The organism is Microbacterium azadirachtae (genome assembly GCF_000956505.1).
Lineage (GTDB): Bacteria > Actinomycetota > Actinomycetes > Actinomycetales > Microbacteriaceae > Microbacterium > Microbacterium azadirachtae_A.
Genome location: NZ_JYIX01000039.1, coordinates 152,788 through 179,230, shown reverse-complemented (window position 1 = coordinate 179,230; position 26,443 = coordinate 152,788). Strand labels below are relative to the sequence as shown.

The 26,443-nt window shown below is 69.9% G+C and carries 26 protein-coding genes; 14 read left to right on the top strand and 12 right to left on the bottom strand.

The annotated features are described in order from the left end of the window. Nucleotides 1–161: 161 nt before the first annotated feature. A complete protein-coding gene (locus tag RS86_RS17080) occupies nucleotides 162–905 on the bottom strand; it encodes a phosphoglyceromutase (protein WP_045273457.1) in 744 nt (247 codons plus the stop codon). A gap of 147 nt (nucleotides 906–1,052) precedes the next feature. Here RS86_RS17080 and RS86_RS17075 point away from each other — a divergent pair, with 147 nt between their 5' ends. Then, nucleotides 1,053–2,018 (top strand): intradiol ring-cleavage dioxygenase, encoded by a 966-nt coding sequence (locus RS86_RS17075; RefSeq protein WP_045273456.1) that lies wholly within the window; start codon nucleotides 1,053–1,055, stop codon nucleotides 2,016–2,018. A gap of 9 nt (nucleotides 2,019–2,027) precedes the next feature. Here the strand turns inward: RS86_RS17075 and RS86_RS17070 are convergent, their stop codons facing one another. Continuing rightward, nucleotides 2,028–2,531, bottom strand: a complete 504-nt coding sequence (locus tag RS86_RS17070; RefSeq protein WP_045273455.1) for a GNAT family N-acetyltransferase — start codon at nucleotides 2,529–2,531, stop codon at nucleotides 2,028–2,030. Nucleotides 2,532–2,590: 59 nt separating this feature from the next. Here RS86_RS17070 and RS86_RS17065 point away from each other — a divergent pair, with 59 nt between their 5' ends. Continuing rightward, complete coding sequence (locus RS86_RS17065; protein WP_045273454.1) at nucleotides 2,591–3,412, top strand: class I SAM-dependent methyltransferase; 822 nt, start codon at nucleotides 2,591–2,593, stop codon at nucleotides 3,410–3,412. Between the two features lie 117 nt (nucleotides 3,413–3,529). Then, the gene (locus RS86_RS17060) at nucleotides 3,530–3,823 is read left to right on the top strand and encodes a hypothetical protein (RefSeq protein WP_235281815.1); all 294 of its coding nucleotides are present in this window, start codon (nucleotides 3,530–3,532) and stop codon (nucleotides 3,821–3,823) included. 12 nt (nucleotides 3,824–3,835) lie between these two features. On the opposite strand, the gene pabB is transcribed toward RS86_RS17060, so the two are convergent. The 4 genes from pabB to RS86_RS17035 all read right to left on the bottom strand — a co-directional run bounded on the left by pabB (nucleotide 3,836) and on the right by RS86_RS17035 (nucleotide 8,235). After that, nucleotides 3,836–5,953, bottom strand: coding sequence for an aminodeoxychorismate synthase component I (pabB, locus tag RS86_RS17055; protein WP_200892829.1), 2,118 nt, complete (start codon nucleotides 5,951–5,953; stop codon nucleotides 3,836–3,838). A 13-nt stretch (nucleotides 5,954–5,966) separates the two neighbouring features. Beyond that, nucleotides 5,967–7,097 (bottom strand): YgfZ/GcvT domain-containing protein, encoded by a 1,131-nt coding sequence (locus tag RS86_RS17050; protein WP_045273453.1) that lies wholly within the window; start codon nucleotides 7,095–7,097, stop codon nucleotides 5,967–5,969. Between the two features lie 2 nt (nucleotides 7,098–7,099). Beyond that, nucleotides 7,100–7,723: an FABP family protein gene (locus tag RS86_RS17045; RefSeq protein ID WP_045273452.1), complete on the bottom strand. Its 624-nt coding sequence runs from the start codon at nucleotides 7,721–7,723 to the stop codon at nucleotides 7,100–7,102. A 221-nt stretch (nucleotides 7,724–7,944) separates the two neighbouring features. Beyond that, nucleotides 7,945–8,235, bottom strand: a complete 291-nt coding sequence (locus RS86_RS17035) for a hypothetical protein (protein WP_045273450.1) — start codon at nucleotides 8,233–8,235, stop codon at nucleotides 7,945–7,947. Nucleotides 8,236–8,303: 68 nt separating this feature from the next. Between RS86_RS17035 and RS86_RS21030 the strand changes: the two genes are divergently transcribed. From RS86_RS21030 to pstB, 7 genes are all read left to right on the top strand, one after another. Further along, nucleotides 8,304–8,996: a winged helix-turn-helix transcriptional regulator gene (locus tag RS86_RS21030; RefSeq protein WP_045273449.1), complete on the top strand. Its 693-nt coding sequence runs from the start codon at nucleotides 8,304–8,306 to the stop codon at nucleotides 8,994–8,996. Nucleotides 8,997–9,096: 100 nt separating this feature from the next. Continuing rightward, entirely contained in the window at nucleotides 9,097–11,262 is a 2,166-nt protein-coding gene (locus RS86_RS17025; protein WP_045273448.1) for an RNA degradosome polyphosphate kinase, read from the top strand. Beyond that, nucleotides 11,259–12,266 carry an NUDIX hydrolase gene (locus RS86_RS17020; protein WP_082076858.1) on the top strand — a complete coding sequence of 336 codons (1,008 nt, stop codon included), beginning with the start codon at nucleotides 11,259–11,261 and terminating at the stop codon, nucleotides 12,264–12,266. Before RS86_RS17025 ends, RS86_RS17020 begins: the two co-directional genes overlap by 4 nt. Before the next feature lie 122 nt (nucleotides 12,267–12,388). Next, nucleotides 12,389–13,516, top strand: a complete 1,128-nt coding sequence (locus RS86_RS17015) for a PstS family phosphate ABC transporter substrate-binding protein (RefSeq protein WP_045273447.1) — start codon at nucleotides 12,389–12,391, stop codon at nucleotides 13,514–13,516. A gap of 167 nt (nucleotides 13,517–13,683) precedes the next feature. Beyond that, nucleotides 13,684–14,697 carry a phosphate ABC transporter permease subunit PstC gene (gene pstC / locus RS86_RS17010; RefSeq protein ID WP_045273446.1) on the top strand — a complete coding sequence of 338 codons (1,014 nt, stop codon included), beginning with the start codon at nucleotides 13,684–13,686 and terminating at the stop codon, nucleotides 14,695–14,697. Further along, the gene (pstA, locus tag RS86_RS17005; RefSeq protein WP_045273445.1) at nucleotides 14,694–15,788 is read left to right on the top strand and encodes a phosphate ABC transporter permease PstA; all 1,095 of its coding nucleotides are present in this window, start codon (nucleotides 14,694–14,696) and stop codon (nucleotides 15,786–15,788) included. The genes pstC and pstA overlap by 4 nt, the downstream gene beginning before the upstream one ends. A gap of 18 nt (nucleotides 15,789–15,806) precedes the next feature. Then, nucleotides 15,807–16,586, top strand: coding sequence for a phosphate ABC transporter ATP-binding protein PstB (gene pstB / locus RS86_RS17000; RefSeq protein WP_045273444.1), 780 nt, complete (start codon nucleotides 15,807–15,809; stop codon nucleotides 16,584–16,586). 72 nt (nucleotides 16,587–16,658) lie between these two features. Here the strand turns inward: pstB and RS86_RS16995 are convergent, their stop codons facing one another. The 5 genes from RS86_RS16995 to RS86_RS16975 form a co-directional block, all read right to left on the bottom strand. After that, nucleotides 16,659–17,390: a flavodoxin family protein gene (locus RS86_RS16995; RefSeq protein WP_045273443.1), complete on the bottom strand. Its 732-nt coding sequence runs from the start codon at nucleotides 17,388–17,390 to the stop codon at nucleotides 16,659–16,661. Between the two features lie 142 nt (nucleotides 17,391–17,532). Beyond that, on the bottom strand, nucleotides 17,533–18,324 hold the full coding sequence (locus RS86_RS16990) for a DUF6612 family protein (protein WP_045273442.1): 792 nt from the start codon (nucleotides 18,322–18,324) through the stop codon (nucleotides 17,533–17,535). A 70-nt stretch (nucleotides 18,325–18,394) separates the two neighbouring features. Continuing rightward, nucleotides 18,395–19,285 (bottom strand): aminodeoxychorismate lyase, encoded by an 891-nt coding sequence (locus tag RS86_RS16985; RefSeq protein WP_045273441.1) that lies wholly within the window; start codon nucleotides 19,283–19,285, stop codon nucleotides 18,395–18,397. Between the two features lie 194 nt (nucleotides 19,286–19,479). Then, nucleotides 19,480–19,854, bottom strand: a complete 375-nt coding sequence (locus RS86_RS16980) for a VOC family protein (RefSeq protein ID WP_045273440.1) — start codon at nucleotides 19,852–19,854, stop codon at nucleotides 19,480–19,482. Between the two features lie 157 nt (nucleotides 19,855–20,011). Beyond that, nucleotides 20,012–20,641 (bottom strand): hypothetical protein, encoded by a 630-nt coding sequence (locus RS86_RS16975; protein WP_045273439.1) that lies wholly within the window; start codon nucleotides 20,639–20,641, stop codon nucleotides 20,012–20,014. Between the two features lie 464 nt (nucleotides 20,642–21,105). Here RS86_RS16975 and RS86_RS20490 point away from each other — a divergent pair, with 464 nt between their 5' ends. Next, nucleotides 21,106–21,633 carry a hypothetical protein gene (locus tag RS86_RS20490; RefSeq protein WP_152642217.1) on the top strand — a complete coding sequence of 176 codons (528 nt, stop codon included), beginning with the start codon at nucleotides 21,106–21,108 and terminating at the stop codon, nucleotides 21,631–21,633. A 145-nt stretch (nucleotides 21,634–21,778) separates the two neighbouring features. On the opposite strand, the gene RS86_RS16965 is transcribed toward RS86_RS20490, so the two are convergent. Next, nucleotides 21,779–22,453: a TetR/AcrR family transcriptional regulator gene (locus tag RS86_RS16965; RefSeq protein WP_160299708.1), complete on the bottom strand. Its 675-nt coding sequence runs from the start codon at nucleotides 22,451–22,453 to the stop codon at nucleotides 21,779–21,781. Nucleotides 22,454–22,519: 66 nt separating this feature from the next. Between RS86_RS16965 and RS86_RS16960 the strand changes: the two genes are divergently transcribed. The 3 genes from RS86_RS16960 to RS86_RS16950 are packed head-to-tail and all read left to right on the top strand — an operon-like array spanning nucleotide 22,520 to nucleotide 26,441. Then, nucleotides 22,520–23,755, top strand: a complete 1,236-nt coding sequence (locus RS86_RS16960; RefSeq protein WP_082076856.1) for a dienelactone hydrolase family protein — start codon at nucleotides 22,520–22,522, stop codon at nucleotides 23,753–23,755. After that, complete coding sequence (locus RS86_RS16955) at nucleotides 23,752–25,191, top strand: amidase (protein WP_045273436.1); 1,440 nt, start codon at nucleotides 23,752–23,754, stop codon at nucleotides 25,189–25,191. The genes RS86_RS16960 and RS86_RS16955 overlap by 4 nt, the downstream gene beginning before the upstream one ends. Further along, nucleotides 25,188–26,441 (top strand): MFS transporter, encoded by a 1,254-nt coding sequence (locus tag RS86_RS16950; protein WP_045273435.1) that lies wholly within the window; start codon nucleotides 25,188–25,190, stop codon nucleotides 26,439–26,441. Before RS86_RS16955 ends, RS86_RS16950 begins: the two co-directional genes overlap by 4 nt. Nucleotides 26,442–26,443: the final 2 nt, after the last annotated feature.

Sequence of the window (26,443 nt, the reverse complement as noted above, 5' to 3'; positions counted from 1 at the left end):
GCTTCGAAGATCCGCCCCACCGTTCGATTCGGTTCGGGGCGGATCTTCTCGTTTCGGGGCGCACCACGGCCGGGAATTCCGGGAGGGCGCGCCCCGAAACGACGGATCCCGCCCCGAACCGGCTCAGAGAACCGGTAGGGACGGGATCGACGTCTGCGGGGTTACTTCTTGCCCTGGTTCGCCACGGCGGCGGCGCCGGCGGCGGCGGCCTCCGGGTCGAGGTAGCGGCCGGGCCCGGTGGGGACGTTGTTCTCGTCGAGCTCGTAGACCAGCGGGATGCCGGTGGGGATGTTCAGCTCGGCGATGTCGTCGTCGCTGATGCCCTCGAGGTGCTTCACGAGTCCGCGCAGCGAGTTGCCGTGAGCCGTCACGAGCACGGTCTTGCCCGCCTCGAGATCAGGCACGATCGCGGAGGACCAGTACGGCAGCAGCCGGTCGATGACGAGCTTGAGAGACTCGGTGCGCGGAACCTCGCCGTCGATGCCCGCGTAGCGCGGGTCGTTCACCTGGCTGTACTCGCTCGCGTCGTCGAGCGGGGGCGGCGGCACGTCGAAGGAGCGACGCCACAGCTGGAACTGCTCGGGACCGAACTCCTCGAGCGTCTGCGCCTTGTCCTTGCCCTGCAGAGCGCCGTAGTGGCGCTCGTTGAGCCGCCAGGAGCGGGTCACGGGGATCCACAGCCGGTCGGCGGCGTCGAGCGCGATGTCCGCGGTCTGGATCGCACGGCTGAGCAGCGAGGTGTGCAGCACGTCGGGCAGAATTCCCGACTCGGCCAGCAGCTCTCCGCCGCGGCGGGCCTCGTTCTTGCCCTGCTCGGTCAGGCGGACGTCCACCCAGCCGGTGAACAGGTTCAGTTCGTTCCATTCGCTCTGCCCATGACGGAGCAGGATGAGGGTGCGCGTCATGGTTCCAGCCTACGGCGTGCACCGCGCCGCTCCGAAGCCGGGGGTCCTCGCATGACGGAGATCGCTTAGGCGGCGCATAGCAGGCGCACAGGCCGGGACCCGGTCGCCCCGAGAGGATCCTTCTGTCAGCCACGAGAGGATCCGGACATGAGCACCTTCCCCGACCCGACCCGCACCCCGGATGGCCCCGCGTACGAGGGCCGCCTGCTCGACCGCCCGGACGAGGAGGTCGTGGATCAGGGTGCACCGTTCGACATCCGCACCCTGATGTCGCGTCGCATGGTGCTGAGCATCGTCGGGCTCGGCGCAGGCGGCGCCGTGCTGGCGGCGTGCGCGCCGCTCGCGTCGAGCGCCGCATCGACGGCGACCTCGACGGCGGTCCCCACGGTCACCAGCACGCCGGTCCCCTCCGCGACGCCGACCGCGACCACGGCGGTGCCGGCCGCGGAGGTCCCCGACGAGACGGCGGGTCCGTACCCCGGCGACGGTTCGAACGGTCCGGATGCCCTCGCCGACTCCGGGATCGTGCGTCAGGACATCCGCTCGTCGATCGGCGGCGGCGCCACGGCACCTGGTGTGCCGCTGACGTTCTCCCTGAACGTCCTCGACATGGCGAACGGGGATGCGCCGTTCGCGGGCGTGGCCGTCTACGCGTGGCACTGCAACGCCGCAGGCGGCTACTCGATGTACTCGTCCGGCATCCAGGACGAGACGTATCTGCGCGGGGTGCAGGTCGCCGACGCGGACGGGCGGGTGTCGTTCACCTCGATCTTCCCCGGCTGCTACTCGGGCCGGTGGCCGCACATCCACTTCGAGGTGTATCCGAACGCGGCCGCCGTCACGGATTCCGCGAACGCGATCGCGACCTCCCAGATCGCCCTGCCGCAGTCCGCCTGCGAGACCGTGTACGCGACCGGGGGCTACGACGGATCGACGCAGAACCTCGCACAGACCTCGCTCTCGTCCGACAACGTCTTCGGAGACGACGGCGGCGCACTGCAGATCGCCGCGATGACCGGCGATGCCACGAGCGGCTACACGGCCACGCTCACGGTGCGCGTCGACACCAGGACGGCTCCGACCAGCGGATCGATGGGCGGCGCCCCGCGCTGACCCTCGGGGCTACGGCCCCGTCGGCGTCTGCTCAGCCGCCGACGTCAGGTCCTTCCGGTACCAGCGATCGGCGTACGGCTCGGCGTTGAACGCCTCGACCGAGCGGAAGCCGAGCCCCTCGTACATCGCACACGCCTCGACGAGATCGGAGCGGGTGTTCAGCCGCAGCGAGCGAGCGCCACGGTCGCGAGCCGCCTCCTCGAGCGCGAGGATCAGCCGACGCGCGATCCCCCTCCCCCGCGCCGACGGCAGGGTGAAGACCTTGGTGAGCTCGGCGTCGCCTTCCACGAAGCGCGCCCCGGCGCACGCGACCGCGGCTCCGCCGTCCCGGGCCAGGAGCAGAATCCCGGTGTCGCCCTGGAGGTCGTCGTACGGCTCGTCCGCGAGTGCCACGGAGAGTTCGCCGTCCGTGGCGGGCCTGCCGTGGTACCTCGAGACCACCTCGGTCAGGTAGGTGCGCACGATCCCGTCCGCATCCGCCGTCCCGGGGACCCCGATCTCGATCGTCTGCACAGAGACAAGCCTAGGACGCCGGGACCATGCCGGACGCCGGGACCGGGCAGGATGGAGGCATGGCGTCCTCTCCGCTCGGCCGGCCCACCCGCGGCACGACCGGCACCAACCGGCTGCGGCGCAACGACCGCTGGATCGCCGCGTCACCCGCCTTCCGCCGCGCGGCGGATCCACTCGTGATCGATCTCGGCTTCGGGGCGAGCGGGGTGACCGCGTTCGAGCTCGCCGCCCGGCTCGTCCGGGTGCGCGCGGACGCCGAGGTGCTCGGGCTCGAGCTGGATCCGGCACGTGTCGCCACGGCACGGGCGCAGCTCGCCGAGCTCCGCGGTGGCGCGGGGCACTTCGCCGCCGACCTGCCGGTGTCCTTCGCTCGCGGCGGCTTCGAGGTGCCGCTGCCCGACAGCCGGCGCCCCGCGGTGATCCGCGCCATGAACGTGCTGCGGCAGTACGACGAGGGCGACGTCCCGGACGCGTGGGCGCGGATGGCGTCGCGCCTGGCACCGGGCGGGCTGCTCGTGGAGGGCACGTGCGACGAGATCGGCCGCATCGCGAGCTTCATCGACGTGGATCCCGACGGTTTCGCGCAGCGCTTCACGCTGTCGCTCCGGCTCGCGGATCTGGATCGGCCGTCGATCGTCGCCGAGCGCCTGCCCAAGGCCCTCATCCACCACAACGTGCCGGGCGAGCGGATCCACACCCTGCTCGCGGATCTCGACCGCGAGTGGGAGCGCGCCGCTCCCCTGTCCGCGTTCGGGGCGACACAGCGCTTCCTCGCCGCCGTCGCCGCTCTCCGCGACGCCGGGTATCCGGTGCTCGGCACGCGCTCCCGCTGGCGCCTCGGCGAGCTGACGGTGCCGTGGAGCGCGGTCGCAACCGGCTGAGCATCCTGCACAGCGAGGCCGAAGAGCCGTCTCTGCACAGATCTCGAACGACGCCCCCGTGGGTACAAGTGCCCGTCTATGCTGGCCCTCATCGCGGCGGATGCACAGAATGGAGGCATGTACATGTCCACGGACACTCTCGCGCTGATCGGCAGCGGCCTCGGCGGCCTGCTGACCCTCGGCGTCGCGATGTTCGCGGGCTTCGCCTGGGTGATCCGCCGGATCGACACGGTCGAGCGGAAGCTCGACGCGAGGATCGACACCCTCGAGCAGAGACTCGACGCGAGGATCGACGCGGTCGAGCGGAACCTGTCCGATTTCCGGACGACCGTCGAGCACGAGTTCACCGACGTCAAGGTCGCGATCGCCCGCATCGAGGGTCCCCGCCCCCGCCTCATCGTCGGGCGTTAGCGCCGGGCCTCCTCAGGCCTCAGGGAATGTCGCGCCGGTCAGCCGCAGGAGCGGCCGGGCCTTGACCACGGTCTCGGCGTACTCCTCATCGGGGTCCGAGAGCGAGACGATCGCCCCGCCGACGCCGTAGTCGAAGCCGCCGTCGTGCGCGACCAGGGTGCGGATCACGACGCTGAGGTCCACCGAGCCGTCGAACGAGAAGTAGCCCAGGGCGCCGCTGTACAGTCCACGCGCGGCGCCCTCGAGCCGATCCAGGATCGTCATCGTGCGCAGCTTCGGCGCGCCGGTCATGGAACCGGGAGGGAACACGGCGCGCACGCACGCCACAGGGCTGTCGGCGAGCCGGGAGCGCACGGTGCTGACGAGCTGATGCACCGTGGCATAGCTCTCCACCCGGAACAGGCCGTCGACGTGCACGGATCCGAGCTCCGCCGTGCGCCCGAGGTCGTGGCGGACGAGATCCACGATCATGAGGTTCTCCGCGCGGTCCTTCTCCGACGCGGCGAGCTCCGCACGGATCCGCTCGTCCTCCTCCGGGGTGCCGCCGCGCGGACGGGTGCCCTTGATCGGACGGGACTCGACGGCGCCGTCCGCCGTGATCCGCACGAACCGCTCGGGCGACGTGCTCAGCACGCTCACCCCGCCGATACGCAGGAACGCGCCGAACGGCGCCGGGTTCTGCGCGCGCAGCGCGAGGTAGGCGGCGAGCGGATCCCCCGCGCCGGGCGCTGCGGCGTGCAGCAGGTTGGTCAGGCAGGCCTCGTAGGTCTCGCCCGCCGCGATCTCTTCCTGCGCCTCGGCGATCAATCGCAGATACTCGGCGCGGGAGTGCCGGGCGGTGAGAGCGAGCGGCGGCGCGACGAAGGGATCCTGATCCGGTCCCGCCGAGTCGGACGACGCCTCGAGCGCGGCGATCCTGGCCGAGGTGCTGATGAGCCAGGCCTCGTCGTCGAGGGAGAGCAGATGGATCCGCTCCTCCTCGTGGTCGACGACGACCGCGCGATCGAGGCGGACCAGCACTGCGTCGGGCGTGGCCGCGCGACGCTGATGCGGGGATCCGCACTCCGCGCGCAGCTCGTAGCCGAGCGCTCCGACCCACCCCAGAGCGAAGGGCAGGTCGCCCTGCTCGGTCGCGGTGGCCGCGAGTTCGGCGTCGAGCCAGTCGAAGAATCCGGTTCGCAGCTCGCGCTCCTGCGCGCCGTCGCGCACGGTCACCGTGCCCGCCTGCACGTCCGCGATCGCGGTCGGCAGGTCCTCCCCGCCGCCGAGGATCGAGTACCGCGCCCGGGGATCCCCTGGGCGGTTCCCGTCCAACCACACGGCCTGCGCCGCCTCGCCGAACAGACCGGTGAACAGCCGCTCGGTCGTGACGCGCAGGGGCAGCGCGCGCCGCCGCAGGGCGCGTCGCGCGACCGGAGCGTGAGATACGGGCGCCGAGGACACATCCATGGGAGCAGGCTGGGTCCGCGGCGACGCCGTCGCCCGCGCGAACGCGACGAAGTTCGCCATCATGTGCGTGCCGTCGAACGTCCCGATCGACTCGGGGTGGAACTGCACCCCCCACAGCGGCAGCTCGCGGTGCCGGATCCCCATGATCACGCCATCGTCCGCGCGCGCGGTGACGACCAGCTCGTCCGGGACGTCGTCGATCATGAGCGAGTGATAGCGCACCACCTCGACGGGTGACGGGAGGCCTTCGAACGGACCGGTGCCGTCGTGCGCGACCGGGGAGGGCCTCCCGTGCCGCGGTTCGGGGGCGCGCCGCACCGTGGCGCCGAAGGCGTGCCCGATCCCCTGATGCCCGAGGCACACCCCGAGCAGCGGGATGCGCCGCTCGGCCGCGATCCGGATCGCATCGGCGCAGATTCCGAAGTCCCCGGGGACGCGGGGATCCCCCGGTCCCGGCGAGAGCACGACCGCGTCGTACCGGTCCAGGACGGACGGATCCCACTCGGCCCAGTCGTTGTGCACGACATCGGGCGCCCGGCCCGCGGTCGCCGCGATCTGGTGCACGAGGTTGTACGTGAACGAGTCGTAGTTGTCGATCAGCAGGATGCGCAGCGACCGGGGCTCACCGCGCTCCGCCCCCGGGGCGGCGTCGGTCCCCGCGCTCTCGATGTCCGAGCCCACCGGTCGCACCGCGTCAGTGCGCGTCGCGCGGATCCGGCGCCGACGGGCGGCGCGACAGCCGCGTCAGCCGCGGGATCTCGGCCGTCGCTCCGGCGTCGCCGGGGACGATGACCTCCTGCGCGGCCGCGATGTCGCCGTCCGGCGTGCGCACCACGAGGTCTCCGACCGGCGCGCGACGCGACAGGATCGCCAACGCGATCGGGCCGAGCTCGTGGTGCCGGGCGGCCGAGGTGATGTGCCCGACCTCGTCCTCGGCGCCATCCGCCCCGACGACCAGCACCGGAGCGCCCGCATCCGGCAGCAGGCTCTCGCTGCCGTCCAGGTGCAGGGCCGCGATGCGGCGGGGCGGATGCCCGAGGTTGTGCACCTTCGCCACCGTCTCCTGGCCCCGATAGCAGCCCTTGTTCAGATGCACGGCGCTGCGGATCCAGTCCGTCTCGTGCGGGAGCGAGCGCTCGTCCACCTCGGCAACCCAGCGGGGGCGCCAGGCGGCGATCCGCAGGGCCTCCGCGGCGAGCGCGCCGGCCCAGATCGTCTCGGAATCCGCGGCGAGCACGGCCGCCGCGGGCTCGTCGAGCACCGCCGTACGCCAGTGGTAGCCGGAGCCGGGGTGCTCGCCGACGTGGTACTGATGCCCGCCGGGCTGCACGGTCGGCCACGGATCCGTCCAGACGACGGCCTGCTGCTGGGGGGCGAGCGCGGCGCTCTCCGCGCGCCGCTCCGCGCTCCCGCCGGCGAAGAAGCCGACGACGAGAAGTTCCGGTCGCACCGCGACCTTCACGTCCGCACGGAACACCATGCGCTGCAGCCAGGTCGCCAACGGCTCGGCGTCGGCGGTGTCGGCGATGAGCCAGGTCGAGGAGCCGTCGTCGAAGACCGCGGCGACGTGCTCGACGCGCCCCTGCGGATCCAGCACGAGCAGCTCGGTACTCTGCCCGGCCCGCAAGCGGGCGACGGCCTGGGTGGTGATCGAGTCGAGCCAGGTGAGCCGCTCGGATCCGGTGAGCTCGATCACGGTGCGGTCGCCGAGCGGCACCAGTGCCTCACCGCGCTCGAGCGCGCGCTGCTCACGGGAGGGATCCCCGAAGTGCAGGACGACCCCGCCGTCCGCGATCGCCCCGGAGAGGGGCGGGAAGCCGGCCACGATCAGACCTTCGCAAGCCGGGCGGACGCGTGCGAGCGCAGTCCCGCTCCGAGCGCGGCGATGTCCCAGGCCCAGAGCAGGTGGCCGTCGACCAGGCCGTACATCCGGGTCGCGGCGCCGTACTCCTTGGCGCCTTCTGCGCGGACGACGGCATCGGTGGCGATGTCGATGCGCGGTCCGTCGATGCGGCCGAGGTAGAGCTCGAGCATGCCGTCCGAGTGGGCGATCGACACCTCGATCGCGAAACCGCCCTCGGGCCGTCGCAGCGCTTCCACGTCGTCCACGGTGCGCTCGGCGGTCCGGACCTCGCGCGGCGGGAGCAGCCCCGGCCCCGAGTCCTGCGCGTCCGCGGGGCGCGCCAGGCGCCAGAACCCGGTTTCGGCCACGAGCGCCATCGGCTCGCCGTCCTCCGGGGTGAAGGTCGCGGTCGCCGCGTAGTTCAGGAACGGCCCGCCGTCGTGGCTGAAGCTCACGCGGTGCGCGAACTCGCCCTGGTAGCGGTGCGCGTCATCGTCGCCGTCGGGTCCTGGGACCTCGTAGTCGATGACGCCACTGCCCTCCCAGACGCCGAGCAGCCAGGACAGCGGCACGATGTCGGCGGGCAGGTCGGAGGGGAGATCGAGCACGAGAAGCCTTCTCTCAGCAGTTGTCGCGAGGCGGGCGCTGATCAGCGCTGACCGCGGAACAGGTTGACCAGAACGGCCCCTGCGCAGAAGGTGATCGCGAGCCCCGCGAGGACCAGCAGGCCGACGAAGAAGAGTTCGAGCGCGACGATGTCCATGCGACTACTCTATGCCGTCCGAAGCCCCTGCCGCGCCGGGCAGGGCCTCCTGTGACGCACCAGGGTTCAGGCGCCGAACAGCGCCGCGATGCCGAAGCCCGCGGAGACGATCCCCATCACCAGGAGCGCGCCGAGGCTCCCGGCGGAGACGCGCAGGATGAACCCGCGGGTCTCGCCGCGGAAGAGCTGGACGGCGAAGGACAGCAGCACGCAGATGCCGAACCCGATCGCGTACCAGGTCATCAGGCGGTCGTCTGGTGCGACGACCCCGATCAGGATCGCCCCCACCGCGGCGACGGCCCAGGTGACGACGAGCCCGACGAAGGGACTGCGCGGAGCGAGGACGGGATCGGCCATGCGCCCATTGTCACCCATCCGCGCTGTGCGTGCGGTCCTGAGTAAGGTGTCAGCAGGAAAGGATCCGCGTGGCGCAACTGCTGGTTCTGACGTCGTCTCCTGCCGAGGCGCCGGTTCTGCCCGCCCTGGAGCTGCTCGGACATCGTGTCCGCACGATCCCGGCGCAGCCCGCGGAGCTCGTGACGGCCCCCGACGCGGATGCCGTGATCGTGGATGCGCGCACCGACCTCGTGGCGGCCAAGTCGCTGTGCACGCTGATCCGCACCACGGGACTGCGCGGGCCTCTGCTGCTGGTCGTGACCGAGGGCGGGATGACCGCGGTGAACGGCGAATGGCGCATCGACGACGTGCTGCTCACCGATGCAGGACCCGCGGAGATCGACGCCCGCATCCGGCTCGCCCTGTCCAGGGAGGCTCCGTCCGCCGAGCCCGTCAAGGTGCAGACATCGGGGCTGACGATCGACGAGCAGTCCTACTCGGCCAAGCTGCGCGGCACCCCGCTGGATCTCACGTACAAGGAGTTCCAGCTGCTGCACTTCCTCGCCACGCACCCCTCCCGCGTGTTCACGCGCGAGCAGCTGCTCAGCGAGGTCTGGGGCTACGACTACTTCGGCGGCACCCGCACGGTCGATGTGCACGTGCGGCGGCTGCGGGCCAAGCTCGGCGACCAGGAGCACATCATCGGCACCGTGCGCAACGTCGGCTACCGCTTCAACGTCGACGAGGACGAGGTCCGCCCGGTCGCCCCCGGCCCCCGCTGAGCGGGCCCCGCGACGGCACGACCCCGCCCTGGGCACGGATCTCGGATCCGGATCTCGACGCGTTCACCTCCAGGCAACGTCATCCTGCAATGATGGGCGCATGATCGATCCCGCACTGGCAGACTCCGGACTCGGCGACGCCGAGGACGATGACTTCGACGAGCTCATCGCGCCGGACGACTCGCTCCTCCCGGAGTCCCGCTACCTCGACCGCGAGCTGAGCTGGCTGGCGTTCAATCAGCGCGTGCTGGAGCTCGCCGAGGACGAGACGCTCCCCGTGCTCGAGCGGGCGAACTTCCTCGCGATCTTCGCGAGCAACCTGGACGAGTTCTTCATGGTGCGCGTCGCCGGCCTCAAGCGCCGCATCGTCACGGGCCTGGCCGTGCCCACCAACGTCGGCCGAGCCCCCGCCGACGTCCTGGCCGACATCTCCGCGGATGCGCACACGCTGCAGCGGCGCCATGCCGCCGCATGGACCGGGATGATCCGCCCGGCGCTGGCGGCCGAGGGCATCACGATCGTGGACTGGGACGACCTGGACGGCGAGGCCAAGGCCGAGCTCACCGACTACTTCCAGGCCAACGTCTTCCCGGTGCTGATGCCGCTCGCCGTCGACCCCGCGCATCCGTTCCCGTACATCTCGGGCCTGTCGCTGAACCTCGCGATCCGGATCCGCAACGCCCGCACCGGCCGCCAGGAATTCGCGCGGCTCAAGGTCCCGCCCATGCTGCCTCGCTTCGTCGAGGTGCCCTCGGTGGATGGCGAGCTGCGCTTCATCCGCCTGGAGGAGCTCATCGCGAACCACCTCGACGACCTCTTCCCCGGGATGGAGGTGCTCGACCACCATGCGTTCCGCCTCACGCGCAACGAGGACGTGGAGATCGAGGAGGACGAGTCGGAGAACCTCATCCAGGCGCTCGAGGCCGAGCTGCTGCGCCGCCGCTTCGGCCCCCCGATCCGCCTCGAGATCACCGACGACATGGACGACGTGACGCTCGATCTGCTCATCAACGAGCTCGACATCACCGACCAGGAGGTCTACCGGCTCCCCGGGCCCCTCGACCTGCGCGGCCTGTTCGGGCTGGGCCGGATCGATCGCCCCGACCTGCGGTACACGCCGCACGTGCCCACGACCGCGCTCGCGTTCAAGCCGGGCGCGAACGAGCGCATCGACATCTTCAAGGCGATCCGCAAGGCGGACGTGCTCGTGCACCACCCCTACGAGTCGTTCACGACGAGCGTCGTGGCGTTCCTCGAGCAGGCGGCGCGGGATCCGCACGTGCTCGCCATCAAGCAGACGCTGTACCGCACCTCGGGAGACAGCCCGATCGTGCAGGCGCTCATCGACGCCGCAGAGTCCGGCAAGCAGGTGCTCGCGCTCGTCGAGGTGAAGGCCCGCTTCGACGAGGCGAACAACATCGTCTGGGCGCGCAAGCTCGAGAAGGCCGGCGTGCACGTCGTGTACGGCCTGGTCGGGCTGAAGACGCACTGCAAGCTCGTCAACGTCATCCGCGAGGAGGACGGTGTGCTGCGCAGCTACAGCCACATCGGCACGGGCAACTACAACCCGAAGACCAGTCGCATCTACGAGGACTTCGGGCTGTTCACAGCCGACCCTCAGGTCGGCAAGGACCTCACCCGTCTGTTCAACGAGCTCAGCGGCTATGCGATCGAGAAGAAGTTCAAGCGTCTCCTCGTCGCCCCGCTGCACCTGAGGAAGGGCCTGCTCCGGCACATCGAGAAGGAGCGCGAGAACGCTCTCGACGGCAAGCCGGCGCACATCCGGATCAAGGTGAACTCGATGGTCGACGAGCAGATCATCGACGCCCTGTACCGGGCGAGCGCGGCGGGCGTGCCCGTAGACGTGTGGGTGCGCGGCATCTGCAGCCTGCGCACGGATCTGCCAGGCATCACCGACAACATCACCGTCCGCTCGATCCTCGGGCGCTACCTCGAGCACTCGCGCATCTTCGCGTTCCACAACGACGGCGATCCGCAGGTCTTCATCGGCAGCGCCGACATGATGCACCGCAACCTCGACCGCCGGGTCGAGGCGCTCGTGCGGGTCACCGATCCGGCCCACATCGACGAGCTGCTGGGGTTCTTCGACCTCGCCCTCTCCCCCGAGACGTCGTCCTGGCACCTGGGAGCAGACGGGGTATGGACCCGGCGCGCGTTCTCCGAGGTTGGCGCTCCGCTCGTCGACCTGCAGGATAGGACCATGTCGCAGATCCAGCAGCGTCGCAGGGCCAGGGCGGTGCGATGACCCCCAGCCCCCTCGGACCCTCCGCCGCCACCGCGGACACCACGGGTGTCACCGTCGTCGCAGACCGCCCCGACCGCGCCGTGTACGCGGCCGGCGGCCTGGTGTGGCGTGTCGTGGAGGACAAGCTGCGGATCCTGCTGATCCATCGCACGAAGTACCGGGACGTGACCCTCCCCAAGGGAAAGGTCGACCCTGGCGAGATGCTCGCGGAGACCGCGGTGCGGGAGATCTTCGAGGAGACCGGGATCCGGGTCTCGCTCGGTGCTCCGGTGGGCGTCTCCCGGTACACGATGGCCAACCGCAAGCAGAAGGTCGTGCACTACTGGGCTGCGGAGGCCACCGACGAGGCCGTGCGGGCGTCCGCGTTCGTACCCAACCGCGAGATCGCCGCCCTCGAATGGGTGAGCCTGAAGAAGGCGCGGGCGCGGCTCAGCTACCCGGTCGACGTCGAGATCCTGGACGCGTTCGCGAAGCTCGTCGACGACGGAGCCCTGCGCACCTTCCCGCTCGTCGTGCTGCGGCATGCGAAGGCCGCCAACCGCGGGGTGTGGCTCGGATCCGACGCGTCGCGTCCGCTGACCCCGCGCGGCCACGCCCAGTCGAAGGCGATCGTGGGGCCCCTGCGGGCGTTCGGCGTCGAACGGATCGTGTCCAGCGACGCCCGTCGCTGCGTGGAGACCGTGATGCCCCTGTCCAAGGCCATCGGGCACAAGGTCCGCAAGACCGATCTGCTCAGCCAGGACCTCTGGGAGGAGGGCCTGTCGGATCCGCGCACCGTGATCGGGAAGCGCGTGCGCTCGGGCAAGCCCGCCGTCCTGTGCAGTCACGGACCGGTGCTGCCCGACATCATGCGCGAGATCGCGCTGGCCACGGGCACGATGCACGGCTCCTATCTCGGCAGCGCCTCCGCCCTCGAGGTCGGGGCGTTCAGCGTGGTGCATCTCAGTGCGACCAACCCCGGATCCGGCATCATCTCGATCGAGACGCACCTGCCCAAGATCTGAACGGGCGCAGATCGTCGTTCACCCCCCGTTTACCTTCGATCTTTGATCGCGTAACAGACGACGCATATCGTCTGGCGTGGCCCTGCACCAGGGCACACTCGACACAGCGAAGGACTTACATAGTGAAGCTCAACCGCATCACCACGATCGGCGCAGCCGGCGTGCTCGCCGCGATCGCGCTCGCGGGCTGCTCCTCGACGCCCAGCAGCACGAGCAGCGACTCCCCCTCTGCGGCTCCGACCTCGAGCGCGATCACCTCGAAGGTCGACGCCTCACTGACCGGCACGATCACCTCGGGTGGCTCGAGCGCTCAGGCGAACGCGCAGGCTGCGTGGACCGCTGCGTACAACGCTCAGGTCAAGGGCGTCACCATCAACTACGACAAGTCCCAGGGCTCCGGCGGCGGCGTCACCAACTTCCTCAGCGGCGCGTACGACTTCGCTGGTTCCGACTCGCCCCTGAACGCCGACCAGACCACGCAGTCGAAGGCCCTGTGCACCGAGGGCGGCATCAACATCCCCGTCTACCTCGACGGCGTCGCCATCGTCTTCAACGTCCCGGGTGTGACCGACCTCAAGCTCAGCGGCGAGACCATCGCGAAGATCTTCTCCCTGAAGATCACCGACTGGTCCGACGCGGCGATCACCAAGGACAACGGCACGGCGCTCCCCGCCGGCAAGATCACCACGGTGGCGCGCTCGGACGGCTCTGGCACCACGGCGAACTTCACCAACTACCTCGCCGGCACGCAGTCTTCCGTCTGGACCTTCCCCGCGGGCAAGGACTGGCCGGTCGAGGGCGACGTCTCCAAGCAGAAGGGCGGCTCGGGCGTCGTTCAGGCTGTCGAGGCCGGCTCGGGCACCATCGGCTACGCCGACCACTCCGCGATCGGCAAGCTCGCCAGCGCGTCGATCCTGCAGGACGGCAAGGCCATCGCGTTCAGCCCCGAGGCCGTCTCGAAGACGTTCGACGTCGCCGCGGTCGACGCCTCCAACGGCGTCAAGGGTGACCTGTCGAAGAAGTTCGACTACTCGAAGCTGACCGCCGAGACCTACCCGATCCCGCTGGTCTCCTACGCGATCGCGTGCACCACGTTCAAGACCCCGGCCCAGGCCGCACTCGTGAAGAGCTACATCGGCTTCATCGACAGCACGATCGGCCAGCAGGTCGCCGTGAAGAACGCCGGCGCCGCGCCCCTCCCGGACTCCGTCCTGAAGGCGGCCCAGGAGTCGCTCGCGACCATCAAGTAAGCATCAGGCCGGCCCGGGTCGGCTCTTCGGAGCCGACCCGGGCTGGGCAGGGCAGCCGACCCGCTCGGAGGCCCTGCCGAGTTTTCGTGCTGGCCCGATCCCTCTCCTGCCCTTGGCCGGAGCACAAAGAAAGACGCGCACACACATGCGAGATCTAGAGTGGCACCGTGACTGACGTCGCGCAGCGTGAACAGGCGACCACGGTCGCCCCCGAGAAGCTCATCGGCAAGCGTCGCGCCGGCGACAGGTTCTTCCTCGGTCTGTCGACGACGGCCGCCGTGTCCATCATGGTGATCCTCGCCGGTGTCGCGATCTTCCTGATCCTCAAGGGACTTCCCGCCATCACGGCGAACTGGGAGACGAACTCCGACCTCGCCGGCTACCAGAACAAGAACTGGGGCAGCTTCTGGAACTACGTTGCCCCGCTGCTCTGGGGCAGCATCTGGTCGGCGCTGATCGCTCTCGTCCTGGGCGCCCCCGTCGCGATCGGCATCGCGCTGTTCATCTCGCACTATGCGCCCCGCCGGCTCGCCAGCGGCCTCGCGTATGTGGTCGACCTGCTCGCCGCCGTGCCGTCCATCGTGTTCGGCCTGTGGGGCGTCATCGTGATGCGCCCCTTCCTGCTGCCGCTCGCGGAGTTCCTCAACCAGTACTTCGGCTGGATCCCCCTCTTCCAGGGGCCGGTGTCGAGCACGGGCTCGACCATGCTCGCCGGAGGCGTCGTCCTCGCGGTGATGATCCTGCCGATCGTCACCGCGCTGACCCGCGAGATCTTCCTGCAGACGCCGCGGCTGAACGAGGAGGCCGCCCTCGCGCTCGGCGCGACGCGCTGGGAGATGATCCGGCTGGCCGTCTTCCCCTATGCGCGCAGCGGCATGGTCTCCGCCATCCTTCTGGGACTCGGGCGGGCGCTCGGCGAGACGATGGCGATCGCGCTGATCATCTCGCCGTCGCTGCTGTTCTCGGTCGCCGTGCTCACCGACGGATACAACTCCCAGACGATCGCCGCGAACATCGCGAACAACTTCCCGATCGCCACCGACCTGCAGCGCTCCGCGCTGATCGGCACCGGCCTCATGCTCTTCGTGGTGTCGCTCGCCGTCAACATGATCGCTCGCGGCATCCTCGGCCGCTCCGACCGCAAGGCACGCACGTCGCCGAAGATTGGAAAGCGCGTATGACCGCCGTCAGTCCTGCGCCGGCCGCGGCACAGCCGCTGAGCCTCACCAGCGGACAGCTGCCCCGCTGGATCGAACCCGTGCTCGCGATCGGCACCGCCGTCGTCGTGGCGGCCGTGCTCCTGGTGATCCAGCTGTTCAACCCGGCGGTGTGGCTCGTGCTCACCGCCGTGATCTACCTCATCGCCGTCGGCATCGGATCCGGCATCGTTGAGGGCCGCCGCAAGGCCGTCGACCGCATCGTCCGCGGCCTCGTGGTGTGCGCCTTCGTCCTCGCCGTGGCTCCGCTGATCTCGACGCTCTGGACCGTGGTGGCGCAGGGGCTCAAGGTGCTGACCTGGGACTTCGTGACCAAGGTCGGCGGAAGCGTGTTCGATCCGAACACGCTCGCCGTGACGAACACCCCCGGCGCGCTGCAGGCGGTCGTCGGAACGCTGATCATCACCGGGATCGCCGCGCTGATCTCGGTGCCGATCGGCATCCTCGCCGCCGTCTACCTGACGGAGTACGCGCAGCCGAGCAACCCGCTGCGCCGCACGATCACGTTCCTCGTGGACGTCATGACGGGCATCCCCTCGATCGTGGCCGGTCTCTTCGCATTCTCGCTGTTCGCGCTCATCGTCGGCCCGAAGGCGTTCAGCGGCTTCTCCGCCTCGATCGCCCTCTGCGTGCTGATGATCCCGATCGTGATCCGCTCCACCGAGGAGATGATCCGGCTGGTGCCGAACGAGCTGCGGGAGGCCTCGCTGGCGCTCGGCGTGCCGCGAGCGACGACCATCATCAAGGTGGTGCTCCGCACGGCCGCGAGCGGCATCGTGACGGGCGTCGTCCTCGCGGTGGCCCGCGTCATCGGCGAGACCGCACCGATCTTCATCGCCGCGAGCTTCACCGACAACTTCAACGCGAATCCCTTCAGCGGGCCTATGCAGACCCTTCCGGTGATGGCCTACACGGCCTACAGCTTCCCGGGCAAGGACATCCCGGCCTCTCAGGCGCAGGCCTGGGGCGCCGCCCTGCTGCTGGTCATCGTCGTCGTCATCTTCAACCTCATCGCTCGGATCGTCGCGAAGGCATTCGCGCCGAAGAGCCGCTAACTCAGGAAGGCACGCAGCGTGTCCAAGAGCATCGAAGTCAACGATCTGAACGTCTTCTACAGCGACTTCCTCGCCGTCGAGGGTGTGTCCATGAACATCGAGCCCCGCACGGTGACCGCTTTCATCGGCCCGTCGGGCTGCGGGAAGTCGACGTTCCTGCGCACCCTCAACCGGATGCACGAGGTCATCCCCGGCGCGACCGTCAAGGGGAACGTGTACATCGACGGCGAGGACCTGTACGCGCCCGGCGTCGACCCGGTGCTCGTGCGCCGCCAGGTGGGCATGGTGTTCCAGCGGCCGAACCCCTTCCCGACGATGTCGATCAAGGAGAACGTGCTGGCCGGGGTCCGCCTCAACAACAAGCGGATCTCCGCCTCCGACGCGAACGACCTCGTCGAGAAGTCGCTGCGCGGCGCCAACCTGTGGAACGAGGTCAAGGACCGCCTCGACAAGCCGGGAGCGGGTCTCTCCGGCGGTCAGCAGCAGCGTCTCTGCATCGCGCGGACCATCGCCGTCTCCCCGCAGGTCGTGCTGATGGACGAGCCCTGCTCGGCCCTCGACCCGATCTCGACCTTCGCCATCGAGGAGCTCATCACCGAGCTGAAGAACGAGTTCACGATCGTGATCGTGACGCACAACATGCAGCAGGCCTCGCGCGTGAGCGACAAGACGGCCTTCTTCAACATCGCCGGCACGGGCAAGCCCGGCAAGCTCATCGAGTTCTCCGACACCGCGACGATCTTCACGTCGCCGAAGGAGCAGGCGACCGAGGACTACGTCTCCGGCCGCTTCGGGTGATTCCGGCCTGATCCGTCACGAGGGGCTCGGCGCTGCGGCGCCGGGCCCCTCGTGCGTCGCGGGACGCCGCGATCAGCGGTACTCGGGATTGGCCTCGTAGCCCCAGCGTTCGCCCTCGTTCCAGGCTTTGCGGAGGTTCCCGTAGGCGGGGATGCCCCCGGCATCCTTGAGCCGGCGCGCGGTGTGCAGCAGATTCCAGGTCATGAACGTGGTGTTGCGGTTCGTGAAGTCGTTCTCCGGGCCGCCCGAACCCGGATCCAGATAGCTCGGGCCGGGTCCGATGGCACCGATCCAGCCGGCATCCGCCGCGGGCGGGATCGTGAATCCGATGTGCTGCAGGCTGTACAGGATCGACATCGCGGCGTGCTTCACGCCGTCCTCGTTGCCGGTGATGATCGCGCCGCCGGCCTTGCCGTAGTAGACGTACTGGCCCTTGTCGTTGAACAGACCGCTCATCGCGTAGAGCCGCTCGATGAGCTTGCGGGTGATCGAGGCGTTGTCCCCGAGCCACAGCGGCCCGCCCACCACGAGGATGTCCGCAGCGTCGATCAGCGGCCAGATCCCGTCCGGCCACTCATCGCTCGCCCAGCCGTGCTCGCGCATGTCGGGATAGACGCCGGTGGCGACGTCGTGATCGATGAAGCGGATGTTGTCGACGGTGACGCCCTGTGACCGCATGAGCGCGATGCTGCGATCCATCAGGCCCTGTGTGTGGCTGAGTTCGGGGCTGCGTTTCAGGGTGCAGTTGACGAACACGGCGCGGAGATCGTCGTAAGCCGCCGGAGCGGACGGTTGCTCTGCCATGGGGGCAGACTACGACCATCCCCCTCGGCCGACCAGCCCTCTCGCGAAGCTCCCCGCCACCCGGAGGCGAGGATCCGTGCGAGCGACGCGGAAGGCCTCCGGACCTTCCCTCGTCCGGAGGCCTTCTTCATCGCATGTCGGGTCAGATACCGGGCATCTCGATAAGCTGATCGGCTGCCGGCGCCTCGATCGTCACCGGCTCACCCCACTGGGAGTACTCGATCGTCGTCTTCGCAGCGCCCATGTTCATCACCGCGCGACGGATCAGATCCTTGCCGTCGATGTACAGATCGTAAGTGAGCGTGTCACCGATCTGCGCTGCCTGAGCCGCCTGCACTCCCTGTGCGGCAAGCAGCTTCTTGGTGTCGAGGGTCAGGGCGTAGTGCGTGGTGTCAGCCCCGTCGACCTTCTCGGTGCCGGCGACCGTGAATTCCTTCACTGCCGCAGCGGCGTTCTTCATCTGATTCGCCGCGTTGCTCTGCCCGAGCATGGCCTGCATCTGAGCGGCGAGGGGGTTGCTGCCATCGGTCGAGATCTTGACGTACTTGTCCTGGGTCATCGCGCCCATGTTCATGTAGAAGGTGCCGTCGACGAGGAACACCTTGACCTCCTGCCCACCGACGGACATGTTCAGATGCATGCGCAGCTTCTGCGGATCCGGGTCCATCATCAACTCGCCGGTCGAGGACACGTCCTTCCCCTGCGTCGACATGGTCTGGGTGATGTGCGCGGTCTTCGCCGCCGACATGGCGTCACTCACCCGCTGAGCGAAATCGCCTGCCGTCATCGGCTTCTTGCCGGTCTGCTGCTGTTCGACGGAGCTCTTGGTGCTCTCGGTCGCGGTGCCTCCCCCGGAACTGCAGGCGGTGATGCCGAATCCTGCGACAAGAGCGATGGTCGTCGTCGCGACGGCGCGTTTCCAGAGTGAGCTCATGGGGGAATTCTATGGGTGCGCTGAGACCGCTCCCGGCCAGCGACGCGCCCGACCCGCGCGCCGGAGCAGCTCAGTCGCGCGCGGAGAGGAGGTAGGCGTTCAAGCCGTCGGTGAAGGCGTGGTCGACCGCGAGGCCCACGCCGTCGATCGCTGTGATCGGTGCGGCGAGGCGCACGCTGGAAAGGAGCCAGGCCTGATCGGCGGTCGCGAGATCGGCGGTGGGCACGGTCGCGTACTCCGTGGCATACCCCTGCGCCTCCAGATGCGCGAACAGGCTGATCTGGGTGGTGCCCTGAAGGATCCCGCCGTGCGGGGCGGGAGTGACGAAGCGGTCGCCGCAACGCAGGATGAGCGATGCGGTGGGCGCCTCGAGCACGACGCCGTCCGTGGTGACGAAGATCGCGTCGTCGGCTCCGCGCAGGTGGGCCTCGCGGAGGGCCGCCATGTTCACCGCGTACGAGAGCGTCTTCGCCCCGAGCAGCAGCCACGGCGAGCGCTCGGCGGCGCCGCTGTCGTAGCCGCGGTCGAGCGTGACGACGCGGATGCCCTCCGTGCGCGCGGCGGCGAAGTCCGCGGCCGGCGCGGCGGTGACCCAGGCGGTGGGCGCCGGTCCGTGATCGACGCCGCGGCTCAGGATGAGCTTGATCACCCATTCGCCGGGGCCGCACTCCGCGGCCGCGAGCGCCACAGCCTGCCGCCATTGCTCGCGGTGCGGCTCGGGCAGGTCGCACAGCGCGGCCGAATGAGCCAGTCGCTGCACGTGCGGCTCGACCTCCTGGGCGTGGCCGTCGATGACGCCGATCGACTCGAAGATGCCGTCGCCGCGCTGCGTGCTCAGCTCGCCCACGCTGAGCGCCGGAGCGCTCGGATCGATCCTGCGGAAGCTGTCGCTGAAATCCGCCCGCTCCTCGTCCGTGGACTCGGCGGGCGTGATCAGCAGGGCGAATCGGGCTGCGGCCATGGTCCGAGCCTAGGGCGTGGACGACCCGCCCGGCGTCGGGGACGACGGGAATACCGCCGCCCCCGACGCGTTACACTTGATCGGCCGGGCCGCATAACCCCGGGCTCCATTTTTCGCCGCTGCGAGCGGCCTTCCGCCGAGAGGCGTTCTTGCGGCCCGGCTTCTTCATGCCCCGGCCACTGCGGCCCCCGATCTCACAGGTACGGGCGCGTGATCAGCTCGAGATAGTGCCCTGACGGATCCAGCAGGTACACCCCTCGGCCGTCGTGCTCGTGATTGATCTCGCCCGGCCTGGCGCGCTGCGGATCCGCCCAGTGCGCGATCCCCCGCTCGGTGATCGTCGCGTAGGCGCGATCGAAGAGCTCGTCGTCGACGAGATAGGCGTAGTGCTGCGGCGGGAACTCGATCGGCGGGGCCGCGAACTGCAGCAGGATCCCGCCTCCGATCTGCACGTTCGTGAACGGGCCCCAGGACGGGGCCTCATCGGCTTCGAGCAGGTCGCGGTAGAACTCCGCCATCTCCGCGGCGTCGGTGGACGCGATGATCGTGTGGTTGAAATGCGCTGTCATGTCTCTCCTCTGTGTCTGTTCTGCACTGTCGGGGACGGGCAGAGCGAGGAGGGGCGCGGCTCAGTCGGCGACCAGATCGCCGATCCGGGAACGGCCCGCGCGGGCCTGACTGGTCATCATCGGCTCCAGCCTAACCCGGGAGCCGGCCGGGATCCGCTCAGTTCAGCGATCCGTCGCGCCAGGCTCCGGCGGAGGCGGTGAGGTCCTGCGCATAGGCGCTGAGGCGCGACGCGCGGGTGGTGAGTTCGCTCGCGCGCGCCGGTTCGGTGTGCTCGTAGTCGTCGGCGACGTGGGTCGCGCCCGAGGCCTGCACCCGGCAGAACGCGGCCGCCCGCTCGAGCGCGATCGCGAAGTCGCCGGAGAACGCGCCGTGCAGGATCGTGTCGATCAGCCCGACGAGCTCCTCCGGGCCGGCCGGCACCGGCGCCCCCGCGACCAGTGCGTCGACCGAGGGCAGCTCGATGCGCCCCCGCTCGTGCAGGAGCGCGGCCAGGGAGGCGTCGGCGTGGATCGACGCCTGCAGCAGATACAACCGCCAGAGTGCCCCGGGCAGGGACACGGCGGGACTCTTCGCCCAGAGTTCCGCGACCTCGTCGATGCCGTGCTCGGTCGCGTACGCGACAAGACGCTCCGCACTGACTCCGCTGTCGTCCGCCCTCACCCGTGTCAGGAGCGCCGACGCCGTGGCGTGCGCCATCCGCGTCTGCTCCGCCGGATCGTGGGATCCGAGCAGGTAGTCGAACGTCTCCGGCGAGAGGCGGACGGGGCGGTGGAAGGGTGCGGGCACCGACCCAGGCTACGCGCGCTGCCCGACGCAGGGCACCCAGTCGCGACCGATAGACTCGGGAGTACGGGCCTCTAGCTCAGTTGGCAGAGCATCGGACTTCAACACAATAGGAGCGCCTCGGGGGAAACCCCGGGGATGACACCACTCAAAGTCGGGGAACCCTTCCTGGGAGACCAGTTGGCAATCCCGAGCCAAGCCGGACGCGAGTCCGGAAGGTGTAGAGACTGGACGGGTGGCACCTACAGCGAAAGCCAGGGTGAAGGGACAGTCCAGACCACGAACGCCCACCGGGCGGCGGCGAAAGCCGAAGTGGCAGGTTAATCCGCGGGTCGTGGGTTCGAGCCCCACGGGGCCCACCGTGAAGAGGGGCCCGGTCATCGAATGACCGGGCCCCTCTTGTCACTCTGATCGCCGGAACGTCCGCGGTTCCGCTTATCGTCCTGTCATCGACGGGAGGGCCGAGCATGAGGCAGAACCGTGAGCAGGCTGAAGCGACGGCGTCCGAAAAGCGGTGCGGCACATGTAATCAGGTCAAGCCGCTGACAGAGTTCAATCGAAAGTCATCGCGCATCGATGGTCGCCAAGAAGTGTGCCGTGCTTGCAATCGTGAATCTTCGCGGCGCTACTACAGGGAGAACCGCGACCGCCACTTGGCCGTCATCCGCGCGCGAACGCACGCCCAGCGCCACGAGAGCCGCGCGTTCGTGGCGGACTACCTCGCCGATCATCCCTGCGTCGGCTGCGGCGTCGAAGATCTACGAGTGCTTGATTTCGATCATCGGCCGAACAGCGGTAAGCGCGACGGCGTCATGCAGCTCGTGCGCGACGGGTTCAGCATCGCAATCATTGCGGACGAGATCGCGAAGTGCGATGTCCGCTGCCGCAACTGCCACGCGATCGTCACATATGAGCGGATGGGAGGCAACTGGCGAAGCATCGCGATGGCACTCCGTCATGTGGATGCTTGTGCCGCCACGGCTCCCACTCTGTGAGACGACCGGCGGAGGGCCGTCCCCTCAGCTTCGGTGCACAGCGCCGAGACGTCGAGGCGATTGCCATTGTTCACTTCTGCGATGCATATGCAGGTCTAGGACCAACCCCGTCGGCTATCAGCACCCCGCCGCGTCGGAGCGCGGCTCACGCCGGGTCGGGCTGCCCGCCTTCTCCGAGAGTCGGCAGCATCCAGCGCACGAGCTCGCGGACGGTGCCGCGGAAACGCACATCGTCGGGCTCACTCGCCCAGGTGCGCAGGCGCAGCAGCGTGTCGGTATCGGTCGGGTCGAGCTCGGTCAGGAGCATGTCGACCTCGGCGGCCGACGCCTGCTGCGCGCGCCGGGCGGTGGCCGCGCTGGCCATGGTGACGCCGATCAGCGCCTCGTAGCAGGCGGCGGCGCGCTCGACCGTGAGCCCCCGCTCCAGGAACTGACGGAGCAGCGCGTTGACCATGCCGACCATCTGCGCCCAGGGCCGGGAGTCGAGGCGCGCGGGGATGGCCTCGGGGTGGGCGATGAGCAGGACCCGCAGATCCACGAACAGCGCGACCAGGGCGCCGACGGGGTCGGCGGCGATGGCGAGGTCGGGAACGCGGATGTCGTCGAGCATCCGGGAGACGGCGGCGTCCGCGATCTCCTCGACCGACGCGAAGTACGAGTAGAGCGTCGAGGAGCGCACACCCAAGCGCTTCGCCAGCGAGCGGGTCGAGAGCGATGCGAAGCCGTCCTCGACGATGAGCGAGACCGCGGCGTCGATGACGGCGTCAGCCGTGAGCTTGCGCGGTCGGCCCCTCGCTGCGGGCGGATGCTCTGAAGTCACGCTCCCCACTTTACAGATCGGATGATCGGAATATAATTCCGATCAACTGATCGAAAAGGAGCGCTCATGAGCGAGTGGGCAACGAGGCCTCTTCGGGTGGCGCTGGCGATCCGGGGCGCGATCGTCGCCCCCGTCCGCCGCGCACTGATCCGACTGACCCGCCGCACGGCGGTTCCGCCGACCTGGCGGACGCCCACCGGTCCGCATCCGGTCGGCGTGCGGGATGCCCTGATCTCCGGTCTCGGCCCTGCGCCCACCGACGGGGTGATCCGGATCTGGTATCCGGCGGTCGCGGGAACCGGCGGGGATCCGCGCGAGTACTTCGGCGGCCCGGACGAACAGCGGACGATGGTGCGCGGGCTGCGCGCACTGCTCTCCGCACCAGGGGTGCGCGCGCTCGGCACGCGGCGCACGGCCTCGCGTCCCGACGCCGCACCCGCGACGACGGGCGCACCGGTCGTCGTTTTCTCCCACGGCTTCACGGGGTTCGTCGGGCAGAACACGCATCTGTGCGAGCATCTGGCGTCGGCGGGGTACGTCGTCGTCTCCGTCGCCTATCCCGGAGCCGCCGCCGCGATCGCCGGCCCGGACGGATCCGAGCGCGTGATGACCCCGACGGAGCGACGCCGGCTCACCAGCCCCGAGTTCATGCGCACGATCGCGGCCCTCCTGACCGCCCGGACCGTCGCCGCCGAAGACGCCGCACTGGCCCGTGCGGCCACGGTCGATGCGCAGGCCGCCGAGAACGCGCGGTGGATCCGTCACCTCTCCGCCGTCCTCGATGCGCTGACCTCCGCGGAAGGGCGTGCGCGGCGCGTGGACGCCACCGCCGCACAGCTGCTCGACGCCGCCGACTGGTCGCGCCTGGCGCTGGTCGGCATGTCGTTCGGAGGGTCGACGAGCGCGAACCTCGCCCAGGTCGACCTGCGGGTCTCGGCCGCGGTCAACCTCGACGGACTGCAACAGGGAGAGCTGCTGCGTCTGCATGACGCCCGGGTCCCGATGCTGGTCATGTCGTCTGCCGGGTCGCGACTGCGCTCCGGCAGGGTCATCACCGACCTCCACTACGCGGCACCGGGATCACACGCCCCGGTGCAGCGCGTACTCGTCCCCGACGCCCGGCACCACGCCTTCACCGACCTGGTCGAATTCGGCTCCGGTCCCGCCCGTCGGCTGCTCGAGCTGGGCACGGTCGACGCCGGACGGATGCTCGCCCTGGTCGCGGACAGCACGCTCGAGTTCTTGGACCATGCGCTGCGCCCTGTCGCCTCGGCGAGCGCCGCAGGAGAGGTCGGACGATGAGGCTCGACGAGTACGCACGTCAGGACGCGACCGGCCTGGCGGTCCTCCTCCGCAAGGGCGAGGTCAGACCGGCTGAGCTCTCCGCCTGCGCGGCGTCGGCCGCCGAGGCCGTGAACCCCGCGATCAACGCTCTCGTCGGCCCGATCGACGAGGCCGCGCCGTGGACGCCCGGCAGCCCCTTCTCCGGCGTGCCCGTGCTCAGCAAGTCCGGGCATGGCAGGGCCGGTGGTCCGCTCGGAGCGGGGTCGCGCCTGCTCGCGGGCCGGACCGTTCCCGCCGATGACCTGTTCTCCGCTCGTATCCGCGCGACCGGTGTCGCCTTCGTCGGCGCGACGACGGCGCCCGAGTTCGGCCTCTACGCGGTGACCGAGTCGCGGCTGCACGGCGCGACACGCAACCCCTGGGATCCCTCCCGGTCGTCGGGCGGATCCAGCGGCGGGGCGTCTGCGGCCGTCGCCGCGGGCATCGTTCCTGTCGCCACGAGCGGGGACGGCGGCGGTTCGATCCGCACCCCCGCGCATTGCACCGGGGTCTTCGGCTTGAAGCCCAGCCGTGGCCGGACGCCGTTCGAGGCCAACCACTTCTTCAACCTCTCGGTGAACCATGTCACGACGCGCACCGTGCGCGACTCGGCCGCGTTCCTCGACGCCACGCAAGGGGCGCATCCGGGGGCCCGGTATCTGATCCCGCCGGCGTCCCGGCCGTTCGCGACCGAGGTCGGCAGGGAGCCGGGGCGGCTCCGCATCGGCTTCGCCACTGCGCTCCCCGGCTTCGCGACAGCGGGCCCGGACTGCGCCGAAGCCGTCGGCCGCACCGCGGCCCTGCTCGAAGGCCTCGGCCATGACGTCGCCGAGGCCTCCCCGGCCGTCACCTGGGCCGGGTTCTTCGACGCGTTCCTGCGGGCGTGGACGCACGCCGTGCCCTGGTCGATCGATCGCCTCGAGCGGATGCTCGGGCGGCCCGCCGGACCAGAGGAGCTGGAACTCATGACGTCGCGCTACCGGCGCCATGGCGAGACGGTGACGGTGGCCGACCTGCTCGACGCCGATCAGGTCTTCCGCGCCGCGACGCACGCGGTCGACGACTACTTCGCCGCGTTCGATCTCTGGCTGACCCCCGCTGCCGTCACACCGGCACCGCTGATCGGCGAGTTCGATCCCTCCGGCACCGACGAGACCGCCGTCGACTACTCGTACCGGGTGCTGCGCGACTACTCGGCCTTCACGCCGCTCCTGAACGTGACAGGGCACCCGGCCGCTTCGATCCCGGTCCCGCACAGCACCGGCGGCCTGCCGATCGGCGTACAGCTCGTGGGGCGCGCCGCGGGCGAAGCCGAGCTGCTGCGTCTGTGCGCCCAGCTGGAAGCGGCGAGCCCGTGGCAGCGGCGAACACCGCCGATCTGGGCCGGATCGACGTGGAGAGGAGGGGAGGCATGACCACTCACGCCGACTCCCCTGTCCGGCCCGGCGGCGATTGGCGGCTTCTCGCCGGAGCCTCGCTGGTCCTCGCCTTCAGCGCCGTCGGATTCCTCGTGCAGACCTTCGGCGTGTTCTCCGCGGCGATCGAGCACGAGTTCGGCTGGTCGCGCACCGAGACCTATGGCGTCCTCACGATCGCGACGCTGCTCTCGCCTGTGCTGATCCCCGTGACCGGATGGGCCGCCGACCGCCTGAATCTGCGCGCGCTGGTCATCACGGCGCTGATCGTCGAGGTGGTGTCCCTGCTCGCCGTCGGCCTTCTGCCGGTCGGCCGGATCGGGTTCGCCGTGGGGTTCCTCGTGACCTATGCCGCGAGCTTCGGCGCAAGCGCGGTCCCCCTGGCCAAAGCCGTCGGCGCCGCGTTCTCGGAGCGCCACGGCGCCGCCCTCGGAATGCTGTTCGCCGGCGCCTGCCTCGGCGCGATCGCCAACCCCCTCATCGCCGGCGCGCTCATCGGCGCCATCGGCTGGCAAGGAGCCTTCGCCGCGCTCGGCGTGCAGACCGCGGTCCTCGCCGCGCTTCCCGCGCTCCTGTTCATCCGGCCTGCGCACACGGGCGTCTCGTCCCCCACCGGCACGACCCGCCCCGCAGGCTGGGGCACCCTGTTCCGCAGCCGCACCCTCTACGCGATCCTCGGCTGGGGCTTCTTCGCCGCGCTCGGGTACGGCGGCATTCAGGGTCACCTCGTGCCTCTCCTGGAGGAGCGGACGCACACCGCGGCCGAGGCGGTGATGGGGCAGAGCCTGCTCGGCGTCGGACTGCTGGTGGGCAACCTCGCGGCCGGGCTGCTGCTCGATCGCATCCCCACCCGCCCCCTCGCGAGCCTCATGCTCGCCATCCCGGTGACGGCGCTGCTCGCCCTGGCTCTGCTGCCCCCTGGGCCGTCCGACATCGTCATCACCACCGGAATCGGCGTCGCGACCGGGACGGAGACGGCGATGCTCGCCTTCGTCGTGTCGCACTATCTGCCGAGCGCGGTCAACGGGCGCGCGCTGAGCGTCGGCATGGTGGCCGTCGCACTCGGAGGAGGCGTGAGCACCCTGCTCGGAGCCGTGACGCACGACACGACGGGCGACTACCGACTCTTCCTCCTGCTCTGTGCGGCATTCCTCGCCGTCGCGGCGGCGTGGCCGTGGGGGCTTCGCGAGCAGGCGGCAGAAGCGCGGCCTCTCGCAGCGCCGGCACCTGCGGGCGAGGCGGTGAGCTGACG